Here is a 19,882-nt window from a genome sequence, read left to right as displayed (position 1 = left end):
CCCGGCGGGCGTCACAAGGCTGACAGGCCAACGCAAAGGCGCAAAGGACGCAAAGTCGCAACTGTTTCGCCGTCCTGTCGTTGCGAACTTTGCGCCTTTGCGTTGAAGGCTTTTCAAAATGAAGCGGTACCGGCACCAAGAAAAGGCACCGACCGGTGATCGGTCCCGGCCAACGAGGGTCTCAGCCGAGCCCGATCGCCCGTCCGACCAGGAACAGTCCGGTCGCGACAACGCCGACGCCGATGACCTGCACCGCGCGCTCACCGGCCGGGACCAGGCGTTCGATCCAGATGGCCAGCGAGATCACGGCCATCGCGGCCAGGTCCATGACGCCGAGGATCAGCAGGACTGCCGTGAGCCCGGCGCAGCAGGGGACGCAATGGCGTCCGAGCTGCAGCCCGTGCCGCCAGGCCGTGCGGGCATCGGCTGCCAGCGGTGCACCGCGATTCGGCATGCCCCGGCAGCAGGCGAGGTGGCGGGCCTTCCACGCCGTGCACTGGGCGACGCCGGCCACGACGACGATCAGGCCCGCGGCCAGCGGCGCCGCCTGGGCCAGCGCGGGCATCTGGAGCTGCAGCAGGACCAGCGCGGCGCCGAGCGCGAAGGCGCCCGCACCGAACAGGATCCAGACGCCGAAGTAGGCCGTGGCCACGATCGCGGTCAGCCCGTCGAGCGACATCCGGCCCGCCGGACTCACGGCGCTGCGGTAACGCCCGAGTGTCGGGACCAGGGATGGCAGCATCATCGCCACCATCATCAAGGTCCACATGCCGATGAACGAGGCGCCGGTATCGAGCCAGGTGCCGCCGCACAGCGGCAGCCAGGTCATCGATATCGACCCGCCGCCGGGCATCGGGACTTCGCTCATCGACGACATGGACGCGCACCAGGCGATCGTCGTCGCGGCGCTGGCCGCAAACAGGAAGGCGCTGACGCCGAGAAAGGTGCGTCCAGGGACGGGGCCGCTGTCGGCGCTTGGCGGATCGCCGACGCGCATGCAGGTGATCGTCATGACGGCCACCACTCTCAGCGCGGCCCGTACTCGTCGTGACGACGCCACCAGGGACCCTGCTCGTTGCGACCCCTGGGAGCCCGGTCGAGCCACTGGTACGCACCCCAGAGGCTGTCCAGCCCACGCGCGTATGTCGAGTAGACGTGATGGACGACGCCGTCCTCGAGCACGAACGTGCTCATGCCGGGCCGGTCGCGCGTGTAAGTCGGCGCATCGGTTCCGCAGGTCGCGGCGAACTGCGCGACCGGCGGCGGAACCACGGTGGTCTCGTCCATCGCGTGCCCCCCGCGGTGGTAGTTGTATTCGATCGACCCTTCGCGCTGCTGCGCCTCGGTGAACGAGATGTTGAAGTCGAAATTGAAGTCGCCGCCGAACGACGACGCCCAGTCGAACGTCCATCCCATGCGCTTCCTGTAGGCCTGCAGCTTCGGCAGCGGCGCCCGCGAGACCGCGGCCAGCGTGACGTCGTGATGGGCGAGGTGGACGGCGAAACCCTCGAAGCCGTCGGCGATCATCGAGCACGACGGGCAGCCGGCCTTGTAGTCGGGGCCGAACATGAAGTGATAGACCAGAAGCTGTGAGCGGCCCTTGAACAGGTCGATCAGCGACACGTCGCCGACGTCGGTCTCGAAACGGTAGGCCTTGTCGATCCGCACCCATGGGAATTGCTGGCGCCGGCGTGCGAGTTCGTCGCTGCGTCGCGTCAGGTCCTTCTCCGCTGCGAGCAGTTCGATGCGCGCGGCCAGCCATTCTTCGCGCGTTCCGGTGATGTGTGTCGTCACGGGGTGTCTCCTGGATGCCCTTCGCCGGCTGCCCGTTTCGGGAGACGGCAGGTGGGTGGGTTGTCGTGAGATAGATTAGGAACCGGCACCGACAGCAGGGAGTGACAAGTTTGGCGGGATTCGAATGGACTCCCTGATCACCGCGGCGGCGCAGGCATTGGCAGCGGGCGATCCGTTCGGCGCGCTGAACCGGATCGCCCTGCGCGACGACGCGCCCGCGTTCGCGTTACGCGGCATCGCGATGGCGCAGCTCGGCGATCTGGTGCGCGCCAAGGCCCTGCTGCGCAGTGCGGCGCGTGCGTTCGGGCCCAGGGAGGCCGCGGCCCGCGCGCGATGCGTCATCGCCGAAGCCGAGATCGCCCTCGTATCGCGGGACCTGGCGTGGCCCGCGCAGGCGCTCGATGCGGCATCGACCGCACTCCTGGCGCACGGCGATCTCAGAAATGCAGCGCACGCGCAATATCTCGATATCCGCCGACTGCTGCTGATCGGCCGTCTCGACGAGGCGGAACAAAAGCTCGCTGCGTTCGATCCCGAACCTTTGGCGGTGTCGTCACGAGCTTCGCTCGAACTGGTCGTTGCGGGTATTGCGATGCGACGGTTGAAGACGAAGGCCGCACGCGCGGCGCTGGATCGCGCCCGGAGATGCGCGCAGCAGGCGCGCATTCCAGCACTGATGGTCGAGGTCGACAGGGCGGCGCAGGTTCTGGACACGCCCGCGGCGAGATCGATCGTGCGAGGCGAAGCGCACCTGCTGTTGCTCGACGATGTCGAAGCCCTGTTCGCCTCGAAGGCGCTCGTCGTCGATGCCTGCCGTCACGTCGTGCGCGATGCGCGCACCGTGATCCCGCTCGAAGGCCGTCCTGTCTTGTTCACGCTCGCGCGCTTGCTGGGCGAGGCCTGGCCTCAAGACGCGTCGCGCGACGTGCTCGTGCTGAAGGCTTTTCGTGCGCGGCACGCCGACGAGTCGTATCGCGCGCGTCTGCGGGTGGAGATCGGACGGCTACGCGCGCTGTTGCGGCCGCTGGCCGGCATCGATGCAACGACGCAGGGATTCGTGCTGGTGCCGCGGATGAAGCGCGAGATCGTCGTGCTGACGCATCCCGAGGAGGAAGCGCACGCGACGGTGCTCGCCGTCCTGTCGGACGGCGAGTCGTGGTCGAGCTCGGCCCTGGCGCTCGCGCTGGGTGCGAGCCAGCGCACCGTGCAGAGGGCGCTCGATGCGCTTGCCGCCGCCGGCAAGGTCAGCTCGTTCGGTCGGGGAAGAGTGCGTCGCTGGATGACGCCGACCGTCCCGGGATTCCCGACAAGCTTGTTACTCCCGGCTTCGTTGGCGAGTGACTAGGATGGACGCATGAACCGATCCGAAGCCGAAATCCTGCGTGAATATGGTCCCTTTCCGGGTGTCGAGGCCGTGCATGGCGTCACGCATGACGGCGAGCAGGTGTGGTTCGCATCGGGGGATCGCCTGAATGCGCTCGACCCGGGCAGCGGCGAGACCGTTCGCTCCATCGACGTCGCCGCGCATGCGGGAACGGCGTTCGATGGTCGACACCTTTTCCAGATTTCCGAAAAGCAGATCCGCAAGATCGATCCCGAGACCGGCCGCGTGTTGGCGACGATCCCGGCGCCCGGTGATGGCGGTGATTCGGGACTCGCGTGGGCCGAAGGAACGCTGTGGGTGGGCCAGTACCGCGAACGCAAGATCCACCAGATCGATCCCGAGACGGGCGCGATCCTGCGCACCCTCGAATCCAATCGCTTCGTCACCGGCGTCACCTGGGTCGACGGCGAGATGTGGCACGCCACCTGGGAAGGCGATCAGAGCGATCTGCGCCGGATCGATCCGCGAACGGGCGAGGTGATCGAGCAGCTCGACATGCCGGCCGGCGTCGGCATCTCGGGACTCGAGTCCGACGGTGGAGATCGGTTCTTCTGCGGGGGCGGTGGCAGCGGGAAGGTGCGGGCAGTGCGCCGTCCGAAGCGATCGCGACATCCGTAGGGTGCGCTCCGCGCACCGGGTTCGCTCTCTCGGCACGAACAACCGCGTGCGCTGAGCGCACCCTACGAACGAGTTGCGTCCGGCAATTGCCGTTCACGACCGCTCGGGTTCGAATTCCGATCCCTCGGCTAACCTGTCGGCGACGCTGCCGTTGCGTTCCGATTGCCGCGCAAAGATCTTGCTCCGGCTTGTCGTTCACGGGCGGGTCGCGATCCACGCGCGCCACGCGTTCGGGCTTCCTCCCTCGAACGAGTCCACCTCGAACCCTTCTTCTGAGTTACTGTCGCGCTGATCCGTGGTGTTCATTCACGGACAGACGCGAACCCGTGGTCGAACGGGCGCCAACAAAAAAGAACAGGGGAAAGCAGATGAAGACTCAACAGAGAAAGATGATTGCGCACGGTGCCGTGATCATCCTGATCGCGCTGGCATCCGGTTTCGGGCTGGTCATGAGCCTGATCGGCGGTTTCGAAATCTTTCCGGGCACGATCATCTCGTTCGAAATCCCGGGTGACGCGCGCGCGTGGGCCCGTACGCACGTCGGTGGAATTCTCAACGGCCTGCTGGTCATCGCGGGTGCTCTGGTCGCGCACACCATGGCGCTGCCGAGCCGCGCCGCTTCGCAGATCTACTGGATGCTGGTTGGAACCGGCTACGCCAACACGGTGTTCTACTGGGGCGCCTTGTTCGCGCCCAGTCGCGCGTTGACGTTCGGCGACAACCGCCTGGGCGAGACCAACATCGCGGGCATGCTCGGCTTCGCGCCCGCTCTGGTCTTCGCGATCATCGCGATGTTCGCGATGGTGATCCTGATCCGCAACGGCTTCTCCGAGTCCGAGTCCACCTAGATTGTTCTGCAGCGCCGCTGGCGACCTGACTGGAACTTCATGAGGACTCCGCAGTGCCCATCACGCAGATCGAAACCGATTACCTGATCGTCGGAGCGGGAGCCATGAGCATGGCTTTCGCGGACGTGATCTTTCACGAGCAGCCGCAGGCGAAGATGGTCATCGTGGATCGCCGGCATCGTCCGGGCGGACACTGGACCGACGCATACCCGTACGTCGCGCTGCATCAGCCTGCGGCGTTCTACGGCGTCAATTCGATGCAACTCGGGCAAGGCGGCACCGACCTGGCGTCGGGTCCCGAGATCGTCGCGTACTACCACCTGCTGATGAAGCGCTTCACCGACAGCGGCAGGGTCCAGTTTCTGCCGATGACCGAGCATCACGGCGATGGCCGCATCGTGTCGACGGTGGATGGCGGCCAGGTCATCGACGTCAAGGCCAGACGCAGGATCGTCGACGGCGGATTCATGAACGTCGAGGTGCCCGCGGTCTGTCCGCCGAAGTTCGTCGTGGAGGCCGGCGTCACCCTGGTTCCGCCGAACGCGTTGCCGCGCGTCGCGAATGCCTGGCAACGCTATGTCGTGGCCGGCGGCGGCAAGACGGCCATCGATGCGATCGTCTTCCTGCTGGATGCCGGCGTCGATCCGGAGCGCATCCGCTGGATCGTTCCCAACGACGCGTGGCTGTGGCTGCGGGACAAGGTGCAACCGGGTCTCGCGCTGGCGGAGTTCATGCGCCATCTCGACAGCCTGATCCAGGCGAAGAACCTCGACGACGTCTTTCTGCAGCTCGAACGCAGCGGCAGTCTCTGCCGGGTCGATCCCGAAAGGCTGCCGACGAAGTGGCGCTGTGCAACGGTGTCGAAGGAAGAAGTCGCGGCGTTGCGTCGCATCCGCAACGTTGTGCGCATGGGACGGATCAGGCGCATCACCGCGCAGCAGATCGAACTGGACGGCGGCAGCATCCCGACCGACGCCGGCACGCTGCACGTGGACTGCACGGCCAATGGCCTGGCGCGAAAGCCGCCGCAAGCGCTGTTCGCACCCGGGAAGATCACGCTGCAATCCATCTTCATGTGCCAGCAGGTCTTCAGCGCCGCGATCCTCGCGCGGATGGAATTGCTGGACCTCGACGACACGGCGAGAAACGCGATGTGCGAGGTGGTGCCGCATCCGGAATACAAGCGCGATCATCCGGCCTGCATGATGGCCAGCTTCCGCAATCTGCTGAACGCCAACAGGCACATGCCCTGGTGGTTGCGCCGCAGTCGCCTGAATCTGATGCACCACGAATCGCTGTATCGGTACGTGACCGGCGCCGCGACGCTGTATCGCCGCATGCCGGCGGCGACGGAATCCGTCGACCGGATCCTGGCCGGCGTCGCGAACGAGGCAGGCTGATCGTTTCCCGTAGCCCGGGTGAGACCCGGGATTTCCCTCGGCTAGGCAGCGCAATCCCGGGTTTCACCCGGGCTACACGGGCGCGACCGGCCTGGTTGAGGGGCGCGCCGCCGCACGCCGCGCCTTGTGCTCGCTCCATTTCCGATTGAGCCCACGCGTCACCGGCCGCTCGACCGCGTAATAGAAGAGCGCTCCGCCGAGCAGGCACAGCCCGAACATCGTCAATGCGAGCAGCGGAATGGGCAGCGCATAGGCGCCCTTTCGGAACGAGTGCGCGATCGGTTCGACGACCAGCATGTGCGCGAGGTACAGCGAGTAGGACATCGTGCCCAGCGCGACGCCGCCGCGCGCCAGGCGCGAGCGTCCTCCCGAAAGATCCAGCGTTGCCGCCAGCAGCAACATCGCCGGAATTCCCCACATCAACGGCCGAAACACGGAGTAGTGGGCCACCGGACTGAATGCGATCACGCCGACGATGGCGATCGCAACGAACACCAGACGCTGCCCTCGCGAGGGTCGCCACCCCGACAGATGCACCTGACACAACACGACCCCGAACCAGAAATCGAACACGATCGGATTGATCAGCATGGCCCGCGGTCCGCCGGGCGGGAGCAGCCACGCGACCGCGATCACGCCGCCGAACACCACCGGCAGCCAGCGCGTGATCGATCTCAGCGAACCCCAGGCAATGAACAGCGTGAACAGGAAGTAGAAATAGACCTCGAACAGCAGGGTCCATCCCTGCGGAAGCAGCGGCGCCACCTTCGGAAAGCCATCCGGATGCCACCACGGCCAGAACACGAAGGAGCTGAGGATCAGCGGCAGCGTTTCCGGATCCGCCCGCTCTGACGCCCGGTCGAGCAGGATCAACGCGTAGCCGGCCGTGAAGAGCCAGTACATCGGCAGGATGCGGATCCCGCGACGCACGGCGAAGTTGAGTGTCGCGCCAGGACGGCCGAAGTCGCCGTGCGACACGTACACCATGATGAAACCACTGATGACGAAGAAGACGTCGACGGTGGACGCCGCCACGTACATCAGGCGTTCGGGCCAGCCCGTGATGTCGATGCCCTTGGCCTTGTACAGCGCGTTGAAGCAATGGAACAGGACGACGATCGCGCAGGCCAGCCCGCGGGTGATTTCCAGCACCGGCAGATGGCGCACGGCGGCCGGGGGATGTTCGATCGTCATCCCGCCGGCACGCGATCGGCGTCGCGGCTCGCGCCTTCCACCTTGCGGTTGCCTTTCATGTGATCCATGAAGCCGCCGAGGGATGAATTCACCAGCACGTGCCGGGCGTGATCGCCGGCGCCCTGCGCGATGTCGTGACTGCGCGCGCCCTGCGCTTCGACGCGCTCGCGGACGCGGTCGAACAGATAGGCATCGTGATACTCGCGCTGCGCGAAGAGCTCGTCGTCGACGTACAGCTTTCGGTAGGCGTCGAAGAATCGGGCCGTCATCGGATCGCGAAGGTTGTAGGCGACGAAACCGGTCTCGGTCCACATGCGCTTTCTGCGCAGGCAACCGACGAAGCACTCCGGCGGTGCGAAGCTTTCCAGGGTCGCCCGGGTGACGTCCGCGAAGAATCGTGTGTCGCTGTCGACCCAGATCAGTACATCGGCGTCGGTATGCGCGGCCGCGTGCAGCAAGGCGAAACTCTTGTGCGAGAAGCGCACGGCGTCCCAGCGAAACCCCAGCCCCCAACGCGGCCTGAACTTCAGGCGGAATGGCCACACCCGCAGCGACATCCGCGGACGCCGTTGTTCGCCGTGCGCGCGACGGTGGTTCCGATGCCGGGCCTTGAACGCCACGAGTTCCGGCACCGCCTCGAGCAGGTCCTTCACCAGCACGCGCGATGGCAGCGGCCCGGTGTCGAAGGCCTCCGCGTAGAAGTGGACCCGGACATCAGGCGGCCAATGCCGGTCGAAGGTCTCGAGCATGGTTCGGCCGTACACGTCATAGCCCGCCGCATGGCAGGTGGTGACGACCGCAAACCGCCGCGACGTGTTCAGAGCTTGAACGGGCGCAACTACGTCTGCAGGGATGGCGAGGGGTCGGACCATATCGGGCCGGAGCGTACCGTCGGTCGATGTGATCCGTCCCACAGCGGCAGTCCGCTGCTCTTCGCGAACGCGGGATCGCTCGTGAAAACTGCAAGACGCTTCTCGCCGAACATGCGTAATGCATGCGCGTCGACCTCACGATGCTGCCGTCGATGCCCCAGCGGGTTGTACGAATGCCCGTCGTGGGAGAGCGAAAAGCCGCACATCACGATCGGGCCGTAGCCGAGCGACGCGGCGAGCAGCGCGGCGAAGACGCCGGTCGAGATCTTCGATTCGCCCGATCCCGTCGCCAGATGTTCCCCGAGCAGCCGATAGGTCAGGCTGGCGCGCTGCCAGTGATCCATCGTTCGCAGCGCGCCGTATCGATAGTTCAGCGCGCGCAATGCAGGTCGCGCCTGCCGCGCGGAAACGCCGCGCTCGACCAGCAGCAGCTGGGTCGTGCAGCCATCGCGCAAGGCTTCCTGCCCCGCGAGATTTTCAGGCTTGATGCCGAGCATCTGCCCGCTCATCACGGTGAGATCGGGAATGCGCTGTATGCCGGCTTTCGCAGCGCCCGCCTGCGACGCGTTCACACTGACGAAAGTCCAGTGCACGGCATGTCCGGCCGGCAGAACGGGATCGGGTGCAGAGCCCAGCACCAGACACGGACCGTTCGTTGCATCCAGCACGGGATGACAGACGGTAAGACGCGTACGCATTCGATCGAGCAGGCTCGGACGGCTCATGTAAATCGGACCTCATCGGAAGAACGAAAGCTGAGTGAAAGGAAACGAATTCCCCGTATGAGCGCGGCGACCGCAGTTTTCATTCCCACCAATCCGAAGCAGCTCGTTGCGGCACGCGTGGCCGCGCATGCGCTGACGCGGCATGGATCGCCGGAGGATCCGATCGAAGTGCACGTCATCGTGACCACCGACTTCCCGGTGCTCGCGCGCCGTGAAGGCGAGTGGCTGCTGCGCAACGGCGTTCGCGAGGCGTGGCGCAACGACGATCTGCAATCGTTCACGCCGCTGAGATTCGCGGTGCCGTCGTTGATGGGCTACGCAGGACGCGCGCTGGTGATCGATCCCGACGTCTTCGCGGTGCGGGACGTGCGGCCGCTGCTGACGCGAGATCTCGGTGGCGCCGCCATCGGCGCTCGGCCGCTGCACGAGCCGGGCGAGCCGGTGCGGTTTGCGTCGAGCGTGATGCTGCTCGATTGCGGCCGCCTGCGGCACTGGAATCTCGAGAAGGACTTTGGCGAGCTGTTCTCCGGCGAGCGCGACTATCGCGCCTGGATGCAGCTCGAACTCGAAGCAAGCGCGGGGATCGCGCCGCTCGAACCGGAGTGGAACGACTTCGATCACCTGTCGGCGCAAACCGGGCTGCTGCACAACACGCGCCGCGTCACGCAGCCCTGGAAGACCGGCCTTCCCGTCGACTTCGTCGTGCATCGCAAAGGACCGGAGCGCTCGTGGCTGCAGCGGTTCTGGCGTCGCGTCAGAGGAAAGCCGGATGGCCGGACGCCGTCGACGTACCGGCGTCACCCCGACCCTGCACAGGAGCAGTTGTTCTTCGCGCTGCTCGCGGAGTGCGTCGAGAAAAATCTGGTGACGGTGCCCATGCTCGAGCAGGCCATCGCCCGCCAGGAGTTGCGCCGCGACGCGCTGCAATTGCTGGAAAGCGCCCGATCGAGGACGAGTACGCCGCGCATGGCGTCGGCATGAAGAAGGAGGATCGCAGGCCGCTTTCGCGAGAGGACTTGAAATCGCTGCGCGCGCTCGTCGGCATCATTCCGCTGCGACGCAACCTCGCGGTGGCCGGCTGCGTGGTGCTGGCGAGCATCTTCGAAGGATTCGGCCTGGCGACCTTGCTGCCGCTGATCGCCGTGCTGGGCGAGGATCCGTCGAGTGCGAGCGGCATCAGCCGATCGATCCTCGACGCGCTGGGTCGCATCGGCCTGTCCCACGACCCGCGGGTGCTGCTGGCCATCGTCGTGGCCGGCATGCTGCTCAAGGCCGTGATGATGCTGGTGGCGCTACGCCAGGTCGGTCATGCCGTCGCCGACGTCGCGAACAGCCTGCGCACGGACCTGATCGGATCGCTGATCCACGCGAGATGGAGCTACTACGTCCGACAGCCCATCGGACGTCTCAACAGCGCGCTGTCCAGCGAGGCCACGAAAGCCGGCGAGGCGTACAACGCGGCGACGCAGATGCTGTCGCAGGCGCTGCAGGCTCTCGTCTATCTGATGGTCGCGCTCCTGGCGTCCTGGAAGCTCGCGCTGGTGGCGATCCTGATCAGCGGCGTGATGATCGCCTCGCTCAACCGCCTGCTGGTCAGCGCCAAGCAGAACGCGCGCACCCAGATGCGCATGCTGCGCGGCTTGCTGGCGCGGCTCACCGACGTGCTGATCGGCATCAAGCCGATGAAGGCGATGTCGCGACAAGCCCGCTTCAGCCTCCTGTTCCAGCGCGATCTGGCCGTGATGAAGAAGGCCTCGCGGCGCCAGGTGTTCGCCAAGCATCTGAACAAGGTCCTGCAGGAGCCGATCCTCGGCATCTTCCTGGTCGCGGGGCTGTACGTGGCCCTGAAGACCCTGCAGATGCCGATCGGCGAAGTGATCATGCTCAGCCTGCTGCTGGTGAAGATCGTCTCGACGGTCGGCAAGGCACAGCAGGAACTGCACAACCTGCATTCGCACGGCGGCGGTTTCGAATCCGTTCACGGGGCGATCCTCGAAGCCCGCGCGGCGCAGGAAGACCTGCGCGCCGGCAAGGCGCCGACGTTTGCGCAGAGCGTCGAATTCCGCGACGTCGTCTTCGGTCACGCGGCGCATCGCACGATCGACGGCGTGAACCTGCGGATCGGCGTCGGCGATCTGATCGCGCTGACGGGCCCCTCCGGCGCGGGCAAGACGACGCTGATCGATCTGCTGCTCGGATTCCATCGGCCGCAATCGGGCGACATCGTCGTCGACGGCGTTCCGCTGGGCGAGATCGACCTCTCGCAGTGGCGCACGATGATCGGCTACGTCCCGCAGGAGCTGAACCTGTTTCACGACACCGTCGCGGGCAACGTCAGCCTGGGTGATCCCCGGTTCTCCGACGCCGACATCGAGCACGCCATTCGCCAGGCCGGGGCCTGGGACTTCGTGCAGCGCTTGCCGGAGGGCGTGCAGACCGTCGTGGGCGAGCGGGGCGGTGCGCTGTCGGGCGGCCAGCGCCAGCGGATCGCCCTCGCGCGGGCCCTGGTCCATCGTCCCCGGCTGCTGATCCTGGACGAGGCCACCAGTGCGCTGGACCCGGAGAGCGAGGCGCTGATCGTTCGAAATGTCGCGGACCTCGCCGTCAGCGAGCGCCTCACCGTCATCTCGGTCACCCACCATCCCGCCTGGCTGGCGGTGGCTTCCCGTGTCGAACGTCTGGAAAAAGGTCGTCTGCTCGCGTCCATTCGTCATTCCTGAAGGGATGACGATCCCCGGCACCCTCTCCCTTTGAGAGAGGGTGGGGTGGGGTGCGGGCGCGCGGAGCACGGCAGAGACGCTCTGAGGACGCTGCTCGACCGCGCTCCGGCGCGGCCCTCACCCGGCGTTTCGCGCCGACCTCTTCCAAAGGGGGAGGTATCTGTCGGTACGAGACCCCTAGCCCGGGTGAAACCGGGTTCCTTTCGGCGGCGGAGCGCGATCCCGGGTTTCACCCGGGCTACGGAGGGGCGATGGGCTCGGGCGGACGGGCGCGTCGGGCCGACCTGAGGGTTCTTATGACGTTCGCGCCTGACCAAAGGCCATCAACTTCGTTCTAAAGCGACCGGTCGACCCTTACAGTAGGTTCTGAAGAGGTAAGGCGCATCGAGCGCCTGACCCGACCCTATAAGGAGACGACGATGTTCGGTCCTGACCCGCAGGCCCTGTCCCGAGGCCCCGAGCTGCTGGGAGCCTTGGCGTCCGCTGTCTCGGACGAACCCGCCAGCCTGGTCCGTGCGCGCGCCGAGGCGACGCAGCGCGGCCTGGCGTACGCCGGCGGCGTGTTGCCTGCCGAGGCCTGGGCGCTGTTCTCTTCGGGTCAGGCGCAGCTGGTGGACGTGCGTACCGCCGAAGAGCGCAAGTTCGTCGGTCAGGTTCCGGAAACCCTGCACGTGCCGTGGGCGCAGGGAACGGCGCTGACGCGCAATCCGCGTTTCGTCCGCGAACTCGAGAACAAGGTCGGCAAGGACGACGTCGTCCTGCTGCTGTGCCGTAGCGGCAAGCGCTCGGTGCTCGCCGCCGAAGCGGCCACCAAAGCGGGTTTCCGCAAGGTGTTCAACATCCTCGAAGGATTCGAAGGCGAGCTGGATGCCCGGCAGCAACGTGGGCACGGCGACGGCTGGCGCTTCCACGGCCTCCCCTGGACCCAGGACTGACGCGCGCTTATGGGGGATTCGGGGATGGGGACGCCGGACTGGGACCTGGCCGGCATCGTGGCGGGACTGCGCGACGCGCGCCGTGAATGGCGCGAAGCGCAATCGCGTCGCAGCGATGCCGCCACGCATGAATTTCCTTCGCGCGAGATCGTGCGCGATCTCATGCTCAAATTTCGCGGCGCACTGTTTCCGCTGCGCCTGGGTCCGCCGGACCTGACCCGCGACGGCGAGGATTTCTACGTCGGCCACGCGCTGGATGCCGCGCTCGACCATCTGTATTCACAGGTTCGGCTCGAACTGGCCTGGCGTCTGCGTCACGACGAAGGCGCGGCCTCGCGTGAGGGCGTGCCGCAGCACGCCCGTCGCATCGTCGCGGAACTCGCGGCGAGCTTGCCGGCCCTGCGCCGGCTGCTCGATACCGACGTGGAGGCCGCCTATCGCGGCGATCCGGCGGCGCAGAGCGTGGACGAGGTGTTGCTCTGCTACCCGGGCGTGCTGGCCCTGATCCACCATCGCATCGCGCACGAGCTGTACCGGCTCGGCGTGCCGCTGGTGGCCCGCATCGTGGCGGAACTGGCGCACTCCGAGACCGGCATCGACATCCATCCGGGCGCCGAGATCGGTCCTCATTTCTTCATCGACCATGGCACCGGCGTGGTGATCGGCGAGACCGCCCGGATCGGCGAGCGCGTCCGCATCTACCAGGCCGTGACCCTGGGCGCGAAACGCTTCGAGACCGGTGCCGACGGCGCGTTGCAGAAAGGCCAGCCGCGCCATCCGATCGTCGAGGACGACGTGGTGATCTACGCCGGTGCGACGATCCTGGGCCGCATCACGATCGGGCAGGGATCCAGCATCGGCGGCAACGTCTGGCTGACCCGCAGCGTGCCCGCGGGCAGCCAGGTGTCGCAGGGCCGGCTCGAGCACGCGCTGGCGGAAGCGCCGCCGGGCCCTGGCGCCGCCCCGTGATCGAGCAGCGTTTCGGCCGCGTCATCCGCGAACAGCGCGCGCAGAAAGGCTGGTCGCAGGAACGTCTGGCCGAGGCGGCGCATCTGAATCGCAGCTACCTCGGCGAGATCGAACGCGGCGAAGTCGCGGCCTCGCTGGTCACGGTCGCAAAGCTTGCGGAAGCACTGCGCCTGAGCCTCTCCGTGCTCTTCAGCCACTGCGAACGCGACTGACCCTTCGTGGCATGCAATCTGCCGGTGATAGCCGGTGGCATCATGCAAAGAAGGACGTGAATATAAGGTCATGCCTTTTCGTTATGACGGGAGATAGAACTCATGGGTGAAGTCGGATCCCCGCCCACCTTGGGCGACCTCGCTGCACATCAACTTGCCAATACCACCAAGACGCCGGCACAGCTCGAGATCATCACGCCGCGTTGGCTGGTGCATCTGCTGCAGTGGTTGCCGGTGGAAGCCGGCGTGTTCCGCGTCAACAAGGTGCTCAACCCGGCGGACATCCGCACCGCCTGCCAGGTCACCGATCTCGGCGCGCTGCCGAACTCCTTCGTCGACTACGACCCGGCGCCGCGCGAGTACTGGCTCAAGCAGGTCGCGACCAAGCTCAACATCCACACGCGCGTCTCGGATCTGTATTCGAGCCCGCACGATCAGATCAAGGAACAGCTCCGGCTGATCATCGAGACGATCAAGGAGCGGCAGGAAAGCGAGCTGATCAACAACCCGGACTACGGCCTGCTGGCCAACGTCGCCGAGAGCCAGCGCGTGTTCCCGCTGACCGGTGCGCCGACGCCGGACGATCTCGACGAACTGCTGACCAAGGTCTGGAAGGAGCCGGCGTTCTTCCTGACGCATCCGCTGGTCATCGCGGCGTTCGGACGCGAGTGCACGCGTCGCGGCGTGCCGCCGCCGACGGTGAGCCTGTTCGGTTCGCAGTTCCTGACGTGGCGCGGCGTGCCGCTGATTCCCAGCGACAAGGTGCCGGTGGCGGACGGAAAGTCCAAGGTGCTGCTGATCCGCGTGGGCGAGAAGCGCCAGGGTGTCGTCGGCCTGTTCCAGCCCGGCCTGCCGGGCGAGCAGAGCCCCGGCCTGTCGGTGCGCCTGATGGGCATCGACGACTTCGCGATCGCCTCGTACCTGATCACGCTGTATTGCTCGTTGGCCGTGCTGACCGACGACGCGCTCGCGGTGCTCGAGGACGTGGAAGTCAACAAGTTCCATGACTATCCCGACACGTACAAGTGATGCGGGCGGGACCGTGCCCAAGCCGGCAGGACTGCCCGACCTCGCATCGCTGACGGCGCTCGCGAACGAGATGTTCCAGCAGCTGCCGGGCGGCGGTCCGCTCGGCAGCACGCTGCCCGGTGCGCCGACACGACCGGTGAGCTTCGGGCCGCCGCCGGTGCCGGGCCTGCCGACGCTCGGTAGTGCGAACCTGATCCCGCATCCGACTTCGCTGCCGGTGACGCCGCCGTTGCCGGTCACGCAGTCCGCGGTGGCGCAGCATCTCGCGCCGCCGAGCGTGATCACGCCGCGCGTGGTGCCGACGATGGCGCAGACACCAGATGCTGGCGCCGCGTCTGCCACGGCGGTGCCGGCGCTCGGTCGTGCGTCGGGACCGGCGCAGGCCGTACCGGAAGGTTATGCCGCGAACGCGCCTGCAGCCGCGCCGATTCCCGGCCTGGCCGATGCCACCGTTCCGTCGACGTTCGATGCCGCGCCCAGCTCGCTGGCCGGTGGCAGCAGCCCGTTCTATTTCCTCGACACCACCAGCGGTGCGCCCCAGACCCGGGGCGCCTCGACGACGGGTGAGCGTTCGGCGCCGGGTCGTGAGAGCACGTCTCAGTCTTCGCGCGAGTCGCGTCCTGCGCTCGAGCCTTCGCTGCCGAGTTTCGCTGGCGCGCCTGCACCCGCGAATACGCCGGCCCCATCGACGCCGTATTACTTCATCGGCGAATCCAGCGGCTATCCGGCTGCGGCCAAGCCGATCCAGCCGTCGCACGATGAGCGAAACGGTTCATCCCGTCCGGTTCACGATTCGCGCGAGGCCTCGGCTTCGCGCACCTCTGCCGATTCGCGCAATGGTGCGATTCCCGCGCCGGGGCCGGTGACGGCGCCTGCTCCCGAACCTCGCCGCGAGGCGGGTTCGCGATCGGATGCGACGCCGGCCTATTACTTCACCGACCTGTCGCGAGCGCCTGCCGCGGCGCAGCCTTCGCGTGACGCCGATGTACCGCAGGTTCCCGCCGGCCGCGGCGCGTTCGACGTCAACGCGGTGCGCAAGGATTTCCCGATCCTGCGCGAGCGCGTCAACGGCCGTCCGCTGGTGTGGTTCGACAACGCAGCCACCACGCAGAAGCCGCAGTCGGTGATCGACCGTCTCGCGCACTTCTATGCGCACGAGAATTCCAACATCCATCGCGCCGCGCACGAGCTGGCCGCGCGCGCGACGGACGCCTACGAATCGGCGCGCAACAAGGTCGCGAAGTTCCTGGGTGCCAGCTCCGCCGAGGAGATCATCTTCGTGCGTGGCGCCACCGAGGCGATCAACCTCGTTGCGTTCTCGTGGGGCAAGAAGAACGTCCACGAGGGCGACGAGATCATCGTGTCGCACCTCGAGCACCACGCCAACATCGTCCCTTGGCAGATGCTGGCCTCCGAGAAGGGCGCGAAGCTGCGCGTGATTCCGGTGGACGACAGCGGGCAGGTGCGGCTGGACGAATATCAGAAGCTGCTCAACGACCGCACGAAGATCGTCGCCGTGACGCAGGTGTCCAACGCGCTGGGCACCGTGGTGCCGCTCAAGGACATCATCGAGCTGGCGCATCGCGCCGGCGCGCGCGTGCTGATCGACGGCGCGCAGGCGGTGTCGCATCTGCGTGTGAACGTGCAGTCGCTCGATGCGGACTTCTACGTGTTCTCCGGTCACAAGATCTTCGGTCCCACCGGCATCGGCGTCGTCTACGGCAAGCGCGAAGTGCTCGAGGACATGCCGCCGTACCAGGGCGGCGGCAACATGATCGAGGACGTCACGTTCGAGCAGACCCGTTACCACGGACCGCCGATGCGTTTCGAGGCCGGCACCGGCAACATCGCCGACGCCGCGGGCCTGGGCGCTGCGCTCGACTACGTGGATCGCGTGGGGCTCGAGAACATCGCGCGCTACGAGCACGAACTGCTCGAGTACGGCATGCACTGCCTGCGCACGATTCCCGGCCTACGCCTGATCGGCACCGCCAAGGACAAGACCAGCGTCATGTCCTTCACGTTGCAGGGATGGAAGACCGAGGAAGTCGGCAAGGCGCTCAACCAGGAAGGCGTCGCGGTACGCGCCGGCCACCACTGCGCGCAGCCGATCCTGCGTCGCTTCGGCGTCGAGACCACCGTGCGGCCATCGGTTGCGTTCTACAACACGTTCGAGGAAATCGACGTGATGATCGCGGCGCTGCGCCGGCTGGTCGCGCAGCGGCACTGATCGCGACTCGGTGACGACGGCGAGGCGCCGTCGTCACCGATAGTCGAGCAGGCATTTGCCTGGCAACGGCCTGAGCAGGAAGATCGCGGGAGCCGCCGCCACTTCCCGATCCTCGTCACGCCCGACTTGCCATGGCCGACATTCCAGCGCTGCCTCCCGGGCAGATCGAGCGTCAGCAGTTTCCCCGTTTCGGACTGGGGAAGTTCGCGCGTCGCTTTCCCGCTGATCCGGACCGCCTCATGCTGGGCATCCGCGGCGATGTGGGCCGGGAGATGCGGATCGGCAACGAGTTCCAGTCCCTGCCGCGCATCGAGCAACAAAGCGATTTCCACTGCGTGACCACGTGGTCGGTCCGTGGCGTGCGCTGGGGCGGCGTCCGTTTCCTGGATTTCTACGAGCAGATCGCGCTGCCGCTCGCCAAGCCGCTTCCGGGCGCAGAGCTGGTGGTGCTGCGAGGCGAGGACGGTTACTGCTCCTGCCTGCCGCTCGAGGATCTGCTGCATCCGGACGTCATTCTGGCCGACCGCCTCGACGATCAGCCGCTGGACGTGGCGCACGGCGCGCCGCTGCGGCTCGTGGCGCCGGCCCACTACGGCTACAAGAACGTGAAGCACCTCGTGTCCATCGAGTTCTGGAAAGACCGGCGCCGTTACCGGTTCCCGTTTCCGTATCCCGCGTTCATGGATCACCCGCGGGCACGCGTGGCGTTCGAGGAGCGGGGGCGTTTCTTCCCGTCGTGGATGCTGCGTCATCTCTATCGGCTGCTCATTCCGTTCTCGGTGTGGAATTTCGAGCGGGCGTTGGCGAGGTATCGCGCACGCAGATTGAGCGGGCGCCAGCGGTGACGTGATCTCACCCGATCCGCTTTCGGAACTGGCTCGGGGTCGCGCCGAACGTCTTTCTCATCAGCCGACGCAGCGCAGTGGCGTCGCGGTATCCGACCCGTTCCGCGATCTGATCGATCGACAGCCGGCTCGTTTCCAGCAGCAGCCTTGCGCGCTTGAGCCGCACGAACTGGATCAGGGCCGAAGGATTCTTGCCGCTTGCGGTCTTGAGCTGACGTGCCAGCGTTCGTTCCGACATGCCGCGGGTCCGCGCCAGTTCCGCGACGCTGGGCGGGCCCGGCAGTGCGGCTTCGATCTGCGCGGAGATCTCGGCGACGAGGTTGTTCCCGCTGGCGAGCATCGCCGGCACGATGAAGGGGGCCTGCGCTTCGCGGCCGTCAATCAGCAGCACCCGAGACACGCCGTCCGCGAGAGCCGCGCCGCAGCGCGCACGCAGCAGCTGGAGCATCAGGTCGGTGTGGGCGAGGGCCGCGCCTGCCGTCCAGATCGTGCCGTCACGGACGATCAGGCGGTTCGCGTCGACGACGCAGCGCGGCTCGCGCGCTTTCAGATGGGCCGCCAATCACCACGACGTGGTGACCTTTCTGTCGACGAGCAGCCCCGCTTCCTGCAGCAGGAAGACGCCGGAGCACGAGGCCGCCACGGTGCCGCCCTTGTTCACGTGGTATCGGAGCAGCGGGAGGGCGGCGATCACATCGGCCTGCGCGAGGCGATGATCGACCGCCGTCGTCGTATGGGTCGAGAGTCCGGGAACGACCCAGATCGAACGATCCGGTCCTCTGCTTCGCGCAAGGGGCGGGGCGGCGATCGACAGGCCGTTGCTCAGTTGCACCGGGCCGGGAGCCAGCGCGCGCAGCTTCCATGTTGGCGGCGACATCTTCAGACGAGGTGCGATGGCCGCGGCCGCCGAGAGCAGGTCGACGGTGACGGCGACCGCCGAGGCGAATGCGCCCGGGGCGACGAGGATCGTGAAATCGTGCATGTGGCGGATACTGCATGAAACATGTCGGATCGGACACTCGCCGTGAATCCGTCCTGGCGGTTTAATAGGGCGCACCACTTCGACCGTCGAAGCCTCCATGTCCAGCCGTCCCGTCGCGATCGATTCGAACAGCGTCCCCCTTCGACTGAAGCCGTCCATCTACCCGCCGTTGTTCGCGGCGCGAATGGCCGGACGCGAGAAACGCCAGCTCGGCGAGGTCTTCGGCCTGTCGAACTTCGGCGTTAATCTCTGCCGGCTGCTGCCCGGCGCGGTCTCGGCGCTGCGTCACGCGCACAGCCGGCAGGACGAGTTCGTCTACGTTCTGCAAGGCAGCGCAACGCTGCTCACCAATGCGGGACGAACAACGCTCACGCCGGATATGTGCGCCGGATTCAAGGCGGGAGGCGGAGACGCGCACTGCCTGATCAACGAGACAGCGGAGGACGTGCTCTATCTCGAGGTGGGCGATCGCACGCCGGGAGACAGCGCCGAGTACCCGGACGATGATCTCAAGGCGGTTTTGATCGACGGCCGATGGCAGTTCACCGACAAGAGCGGAGTGCCGTATTCCAGCGGCAGTGCGCCGTGAATCCCGACGACGTCCGTCCGGCTCGCCACGACGACGCCGAGGACATTGCGCGCCTCGTCAACGCGGCCTACCGACCGGGTTCCGGCGCGGCGGGCTGGACGCACGAGGGCGCGATCGTCGGTGGTCCGCGCGTGACGGCAGCTCAGATTCTCGATGCTCTGCAGCAAGCGAGCACCGTCATCCTCGTCGCAAGATCGGGCGACGGCATCGTCGCCTGCGTGCAGCTGCAGAAGGCGGCGGAGATCTGTCACCTCGGCTTGCTGGCGGTCGACCCCGAACGTCAGGGGCAGGACGTCGGAAAGCAGCTACTGTCACATGCCGAAGCCCACGCATCCGAGACGATGAATTGTCGGACGGTTCGCATCGCGGTCTTGTCGCAGCGTCCGGAGCTGATGGCGTTCTATGTCCGGCGCGGCTACCGGACGGTCGGCGCCGTGTCGGATTATCCGATCGCGAGTGGCGTCGGGACGCCGCTCGTGAACGGGCTGACGGTCGAGACGCTCGACAAGCCCTTGCCTCCTTCCCCTTAGAGAGAA

Annotated in this window: 21 protein-coding genes; 14 read left to right on the top strand and 7 right to left on the bottom strand. The window is 66.7% G+C overall.

Features of this window, described 5'->3' with window-relative positions; genetic code table 11:
• Positions 1-181: 181 nt before the first annotated feature.
• Positions 182-1,012 carry a DUF2182 domain-containing protein gene (locus DFR24_RS06195; RefSeq protein WP_210772424.1) on the bottom strand — a complete coding sequence of 277 codons (831 nt, stop codon included), beginning with the start codon at positions 1,010-1,012 and terminating at the stop codon, positions 182-184.
• A gap of 14 nt (positions 1,013-1,026) precedes the next feature.
• A complete protein-coding gene (locus DFR24_RS06190; RefSeq protein ID WP_133880430.1) occupies positions 1,027-1,794 on the bottom strand; it encodes a DUF899 domain-containing protein in 768 nt (255 codons plus the stop codon).
• 124 nt (positions 1,795-1,918) lie between these two features.
• Between DFR24_RS06190 and DFR24_RS06185 the strand changes: the two genes are divergently transcribed.
• From DFR24_RS06185 to DFR24_RS06170, 4 genes are all read left to right on the top strand, one after another.
• A complete protein-coding gene (locus DFR24_RS06185; RefSeq protein WP_133880429.1) occupies positions 1,919-3,139 on the top strand; it encodes a helix-turn-helix domain-containing protein in 1,221 nt (406 codons plus the stop codon).
• A 9-nt stretch (positions 3,140-3,148) separates the two neighbouring features.
• Entirely contained in the window at positions 3,149-3,796 is a 648-nt protein-coding gene (locus DFR24_RS06180) for a Vgb family protein (protein ID WP_133880428.1), read from the top strand.
• Positions 3,797-4,164: 368 nt separating this feature from the next.
• Complete coding sequence (gene styC, locus DFR24_RS06175) at positions 4,165-4,644, top strand: styrene-oxide isomerase StyC (protein WP_133880427.1); 480 nt, start codon at positions 4,165-4,167, stop codon at positions 4,642-4,644.
• A gap of 53 nt (positions 4,645-4,697) precedes the next feature.
• Positions 4,698-6,044, top strand: a complete 1,347-nt coding sequence (locus tag DFR24_RS06170) for an NAD(P)/FAD-dependent oxidoreductase (protein ID WP_133880426.1) — start codon at positions 4,698-4,700, stop codon at positions 6,042-6,044.
• Positions 6,045-6,116: 72 nt separating this feature from the next.
• Here DFR24_RS06170 and DFR24_RS06165 read toward each other — a convergent pair whose 3' ends face one another.
• The 3 genes from DFR24_RS06165 to DFR24_RS06155 form a co-directional block, all read right to left on the bottom strand.
• Positions 6,117-7,238, bottom strand: a complete 1,122-nt coding sequence (locus DFR24_RS06165; RefSeq protein WP_133880425.1) for an acyltransferase family protein — start codon at positions 7,236-7,238, stop codon at positions 6,117-6,119.
• The gene (locus tag DFR24_RS06160) at positions 7,235-8,002 is read right to left on the bottom strand and encodes a hypothetical protein (RefSeq protein WP_133880424.1); all 768 of its coding nucleotides are present in this window, start codon (positions 8,000-8,002) and stop codon (positions 7,235-7,237) included. The genes DFR24_RS06165 and DFR24_RS06160 overlap by 4 nt, the downstream gene beginning before the upstream one ends.
• Positions 8,003-8,076: 74 nt before the next feature.
• The gene (locus tag DFR24_RS06155; RefSeq protein WP_133880423.1) at positions 8,077-8,703 is read right to left on the bottom strand and encodes a hypothetical protein; all 627 of its coding nucleotides are present in this window, start codon (positions 8,701-8,703) and stop codon (positions 8,077-8,079) included.
• A gap of 189 nt (positions 8,704-8,892) precedes the next feature.
• Between DFR24_RS06155 and DFR24_RS06150 the strand changes: the two genes are divergently transcribed.
• The 8 genes from DFR24_RS06150 (at position 8,893) to DFR24_RS06115 (ending at position 17,775) form a co-directional block, all read left to right on the top strand.
• Positions 8,893-9,816 carry a glycosyltransferase family protein gene (locus DFR24_RS06150; protein WP_133880422.1) on the top strand — a complete coding sequence of 308 codons (924 nt, stop codon included), beginning with the start codon at positions 8,893-8,895 and terminating at the stop codon, positions 9,814-9,816.
• A 35-nt stretch (positions 9,817-9,851) separates the two neighbouring features.
• The gene (locus DFR24_RS06145; RefSeq protein WP_210772426.1) at positions 9,852-11,555 is read left to right on the top strand and encodes an ABC transporter ATP-binding protein; all 1,704 of its coding nucleotides are present in this window, start codon (positions 9,852-9,854) and stop codon (positions 11,553-11,555) included.
• Between the two features lie 419 nt (positions 11,556-11,974).
• The gene (locus tag DFR24_RS06140; protein ID WP_133880421.1) at positions 11,975-12,490 is read left to right on the top strand and encodes a rhodanese-like domain-containing protein; all 516 of its coding nucleotides are present in this window, start codon (positions 11,975-11,977) and stop codon (positions 12,488-12,490) included.
• Between the two features lie 24 nt (positions 12,491-12,514).
• Positions 12,515-13,459: a serine O-acetyltransferase EpsC gene (epsC, locus tag DFR24_RS06135; protein WP_246051531.1), complete on the top strand. Its 945-nt coding sequence runs from the start codon at positions 12,515-12,517 to the stop codon at positions 13,457-13,459.
• Positions 13,456-13,671, top strand: a complete 216-nt coding sequence (locus DFR24_RS06130; RefSeq protein ID WP_246051530.1) for a helix-turn-helix domain-containing protein — start codon at positions 13,456-13,458, stop codon at positions 13,669-13,671. The genes epsC and DFR24_RS06130 overlap by 4 nt, the downstream gene beginning before the upstream one ends.
• A 102-nt stretch (positions 13,672-13,773) precedes the next feature.
• On the top strand, positions 13,774-14,700 hold the full coding sequence (locus DFR24_RS06125; protein ID WP_133880419.1) for a family 2A encapsulin nanocompartment shell protein: 927 nt from the start codon (positions 13,774-13,776) through the stop codon (positions 14,698-14,700).
• A complete protein-coding gene (locus DFR24_RS06120; protein ID WP_407075111.1) occupies positions 14,675-16,930 on the top strand; it encodes a family 2A encapsulin nanocompartment cargo protein cysteine desulfurase in 2,256 nt (751 codons plus the stop codon). The genes DFR24_RS06125 and DFR24_RS06120 overlap by 26 nt, the downstream gene beginning before the upstream one ends.
• A 131-nt stretch (positions 16,931-17,061) precedes the next feature.
• Positions 17,062-17,775, top strand: coding sequence for a molybdopterin-dependent oxidoreductase (locus DFR24_RS06115; protein ID WP_133880418.1), 714 nt, complete (start codon positions 17,062-17,064; stop codon positions 17,773-17,775).
• Between the two features lie 7 nt (positions 17,776-17,782).
• Here the strand turns inward: DFR24_RS06115 and DFR24_RS24705 are convergent, their stop codons facing one another.
• Together DFR24_RS24705 and DFR24_RS24700 are read right to left on the bottom strand one after the other, a co-directional pair.
• Complete coding sequence (locus DFR24_RS24705; protein ID WP_210772427.1) at positions 17,783-18,337, bottom strand: GlxA family transcriptional regulator; 555 nt, start codon at positions 18,335-18,337, stop codon at positions 17,783-17,785.
• Positions 18,338-18,856, bottom strand: a complete 519-nt coding sequence (locus DFR24_RS24700) for a type 1 glutamine amidotransferase family protein (RefSeq protein WP_210772428.1) — start codon at positions 18,854-18,856, stop codon at positions 18,338-18,340.
• On the opposite strand from DFR24_RS24700, the gene DFR24_RS06105 reads away from it, so the two are divergent.
• On the top strand, positions 18,855-19,346 hold the full coding sequence (locus DFR24_RS06105) for a cupin domain-containing protein (protein ID WP_133880417.1): 492 nt from the start codon (positions 18,855-18,857) through the stop codon (positions 19,344-19,346). The two genes, DFR24_RS24700 and DFR24_RS06105, sit on opposite strands and share 2 nt — an antisense overlap.
• Positions 19,343-19,876 carry a GNAT family N-acetyltransferase gene (locus tag DFR24_RS06100; RefSeq protein WP_162851074.1) on the top strand — a complete coding sequence of 178 codons (534 nt, stop codon included), beginning with the start codon at positions 19,343-19,345 and terminating at the stop codon, positions 19,874-19,876. The genes DFR24_RS06105 and DFR24_RS06100 overlap by 4 nt, the downstream gene beginning before the upstream one ends.
• The last annotated feature ends 6 nt before the right edge of the window (positions 19,877-19,882 follow it).

Source organism: Panacagrimonas perspica (assembly GCF_004364935.1).
Lineage (GTDB): Bacteria > Pseudomonadota > Gammaproteobacteria > Nevskiales > Nevskiaceae > Panacagrimonas > Panacagrimonas perspica.
Note: the sequence above shows the minus strand (reverse complement) of the source record. Positions and strands in the feature narration are given on the sequence as shown.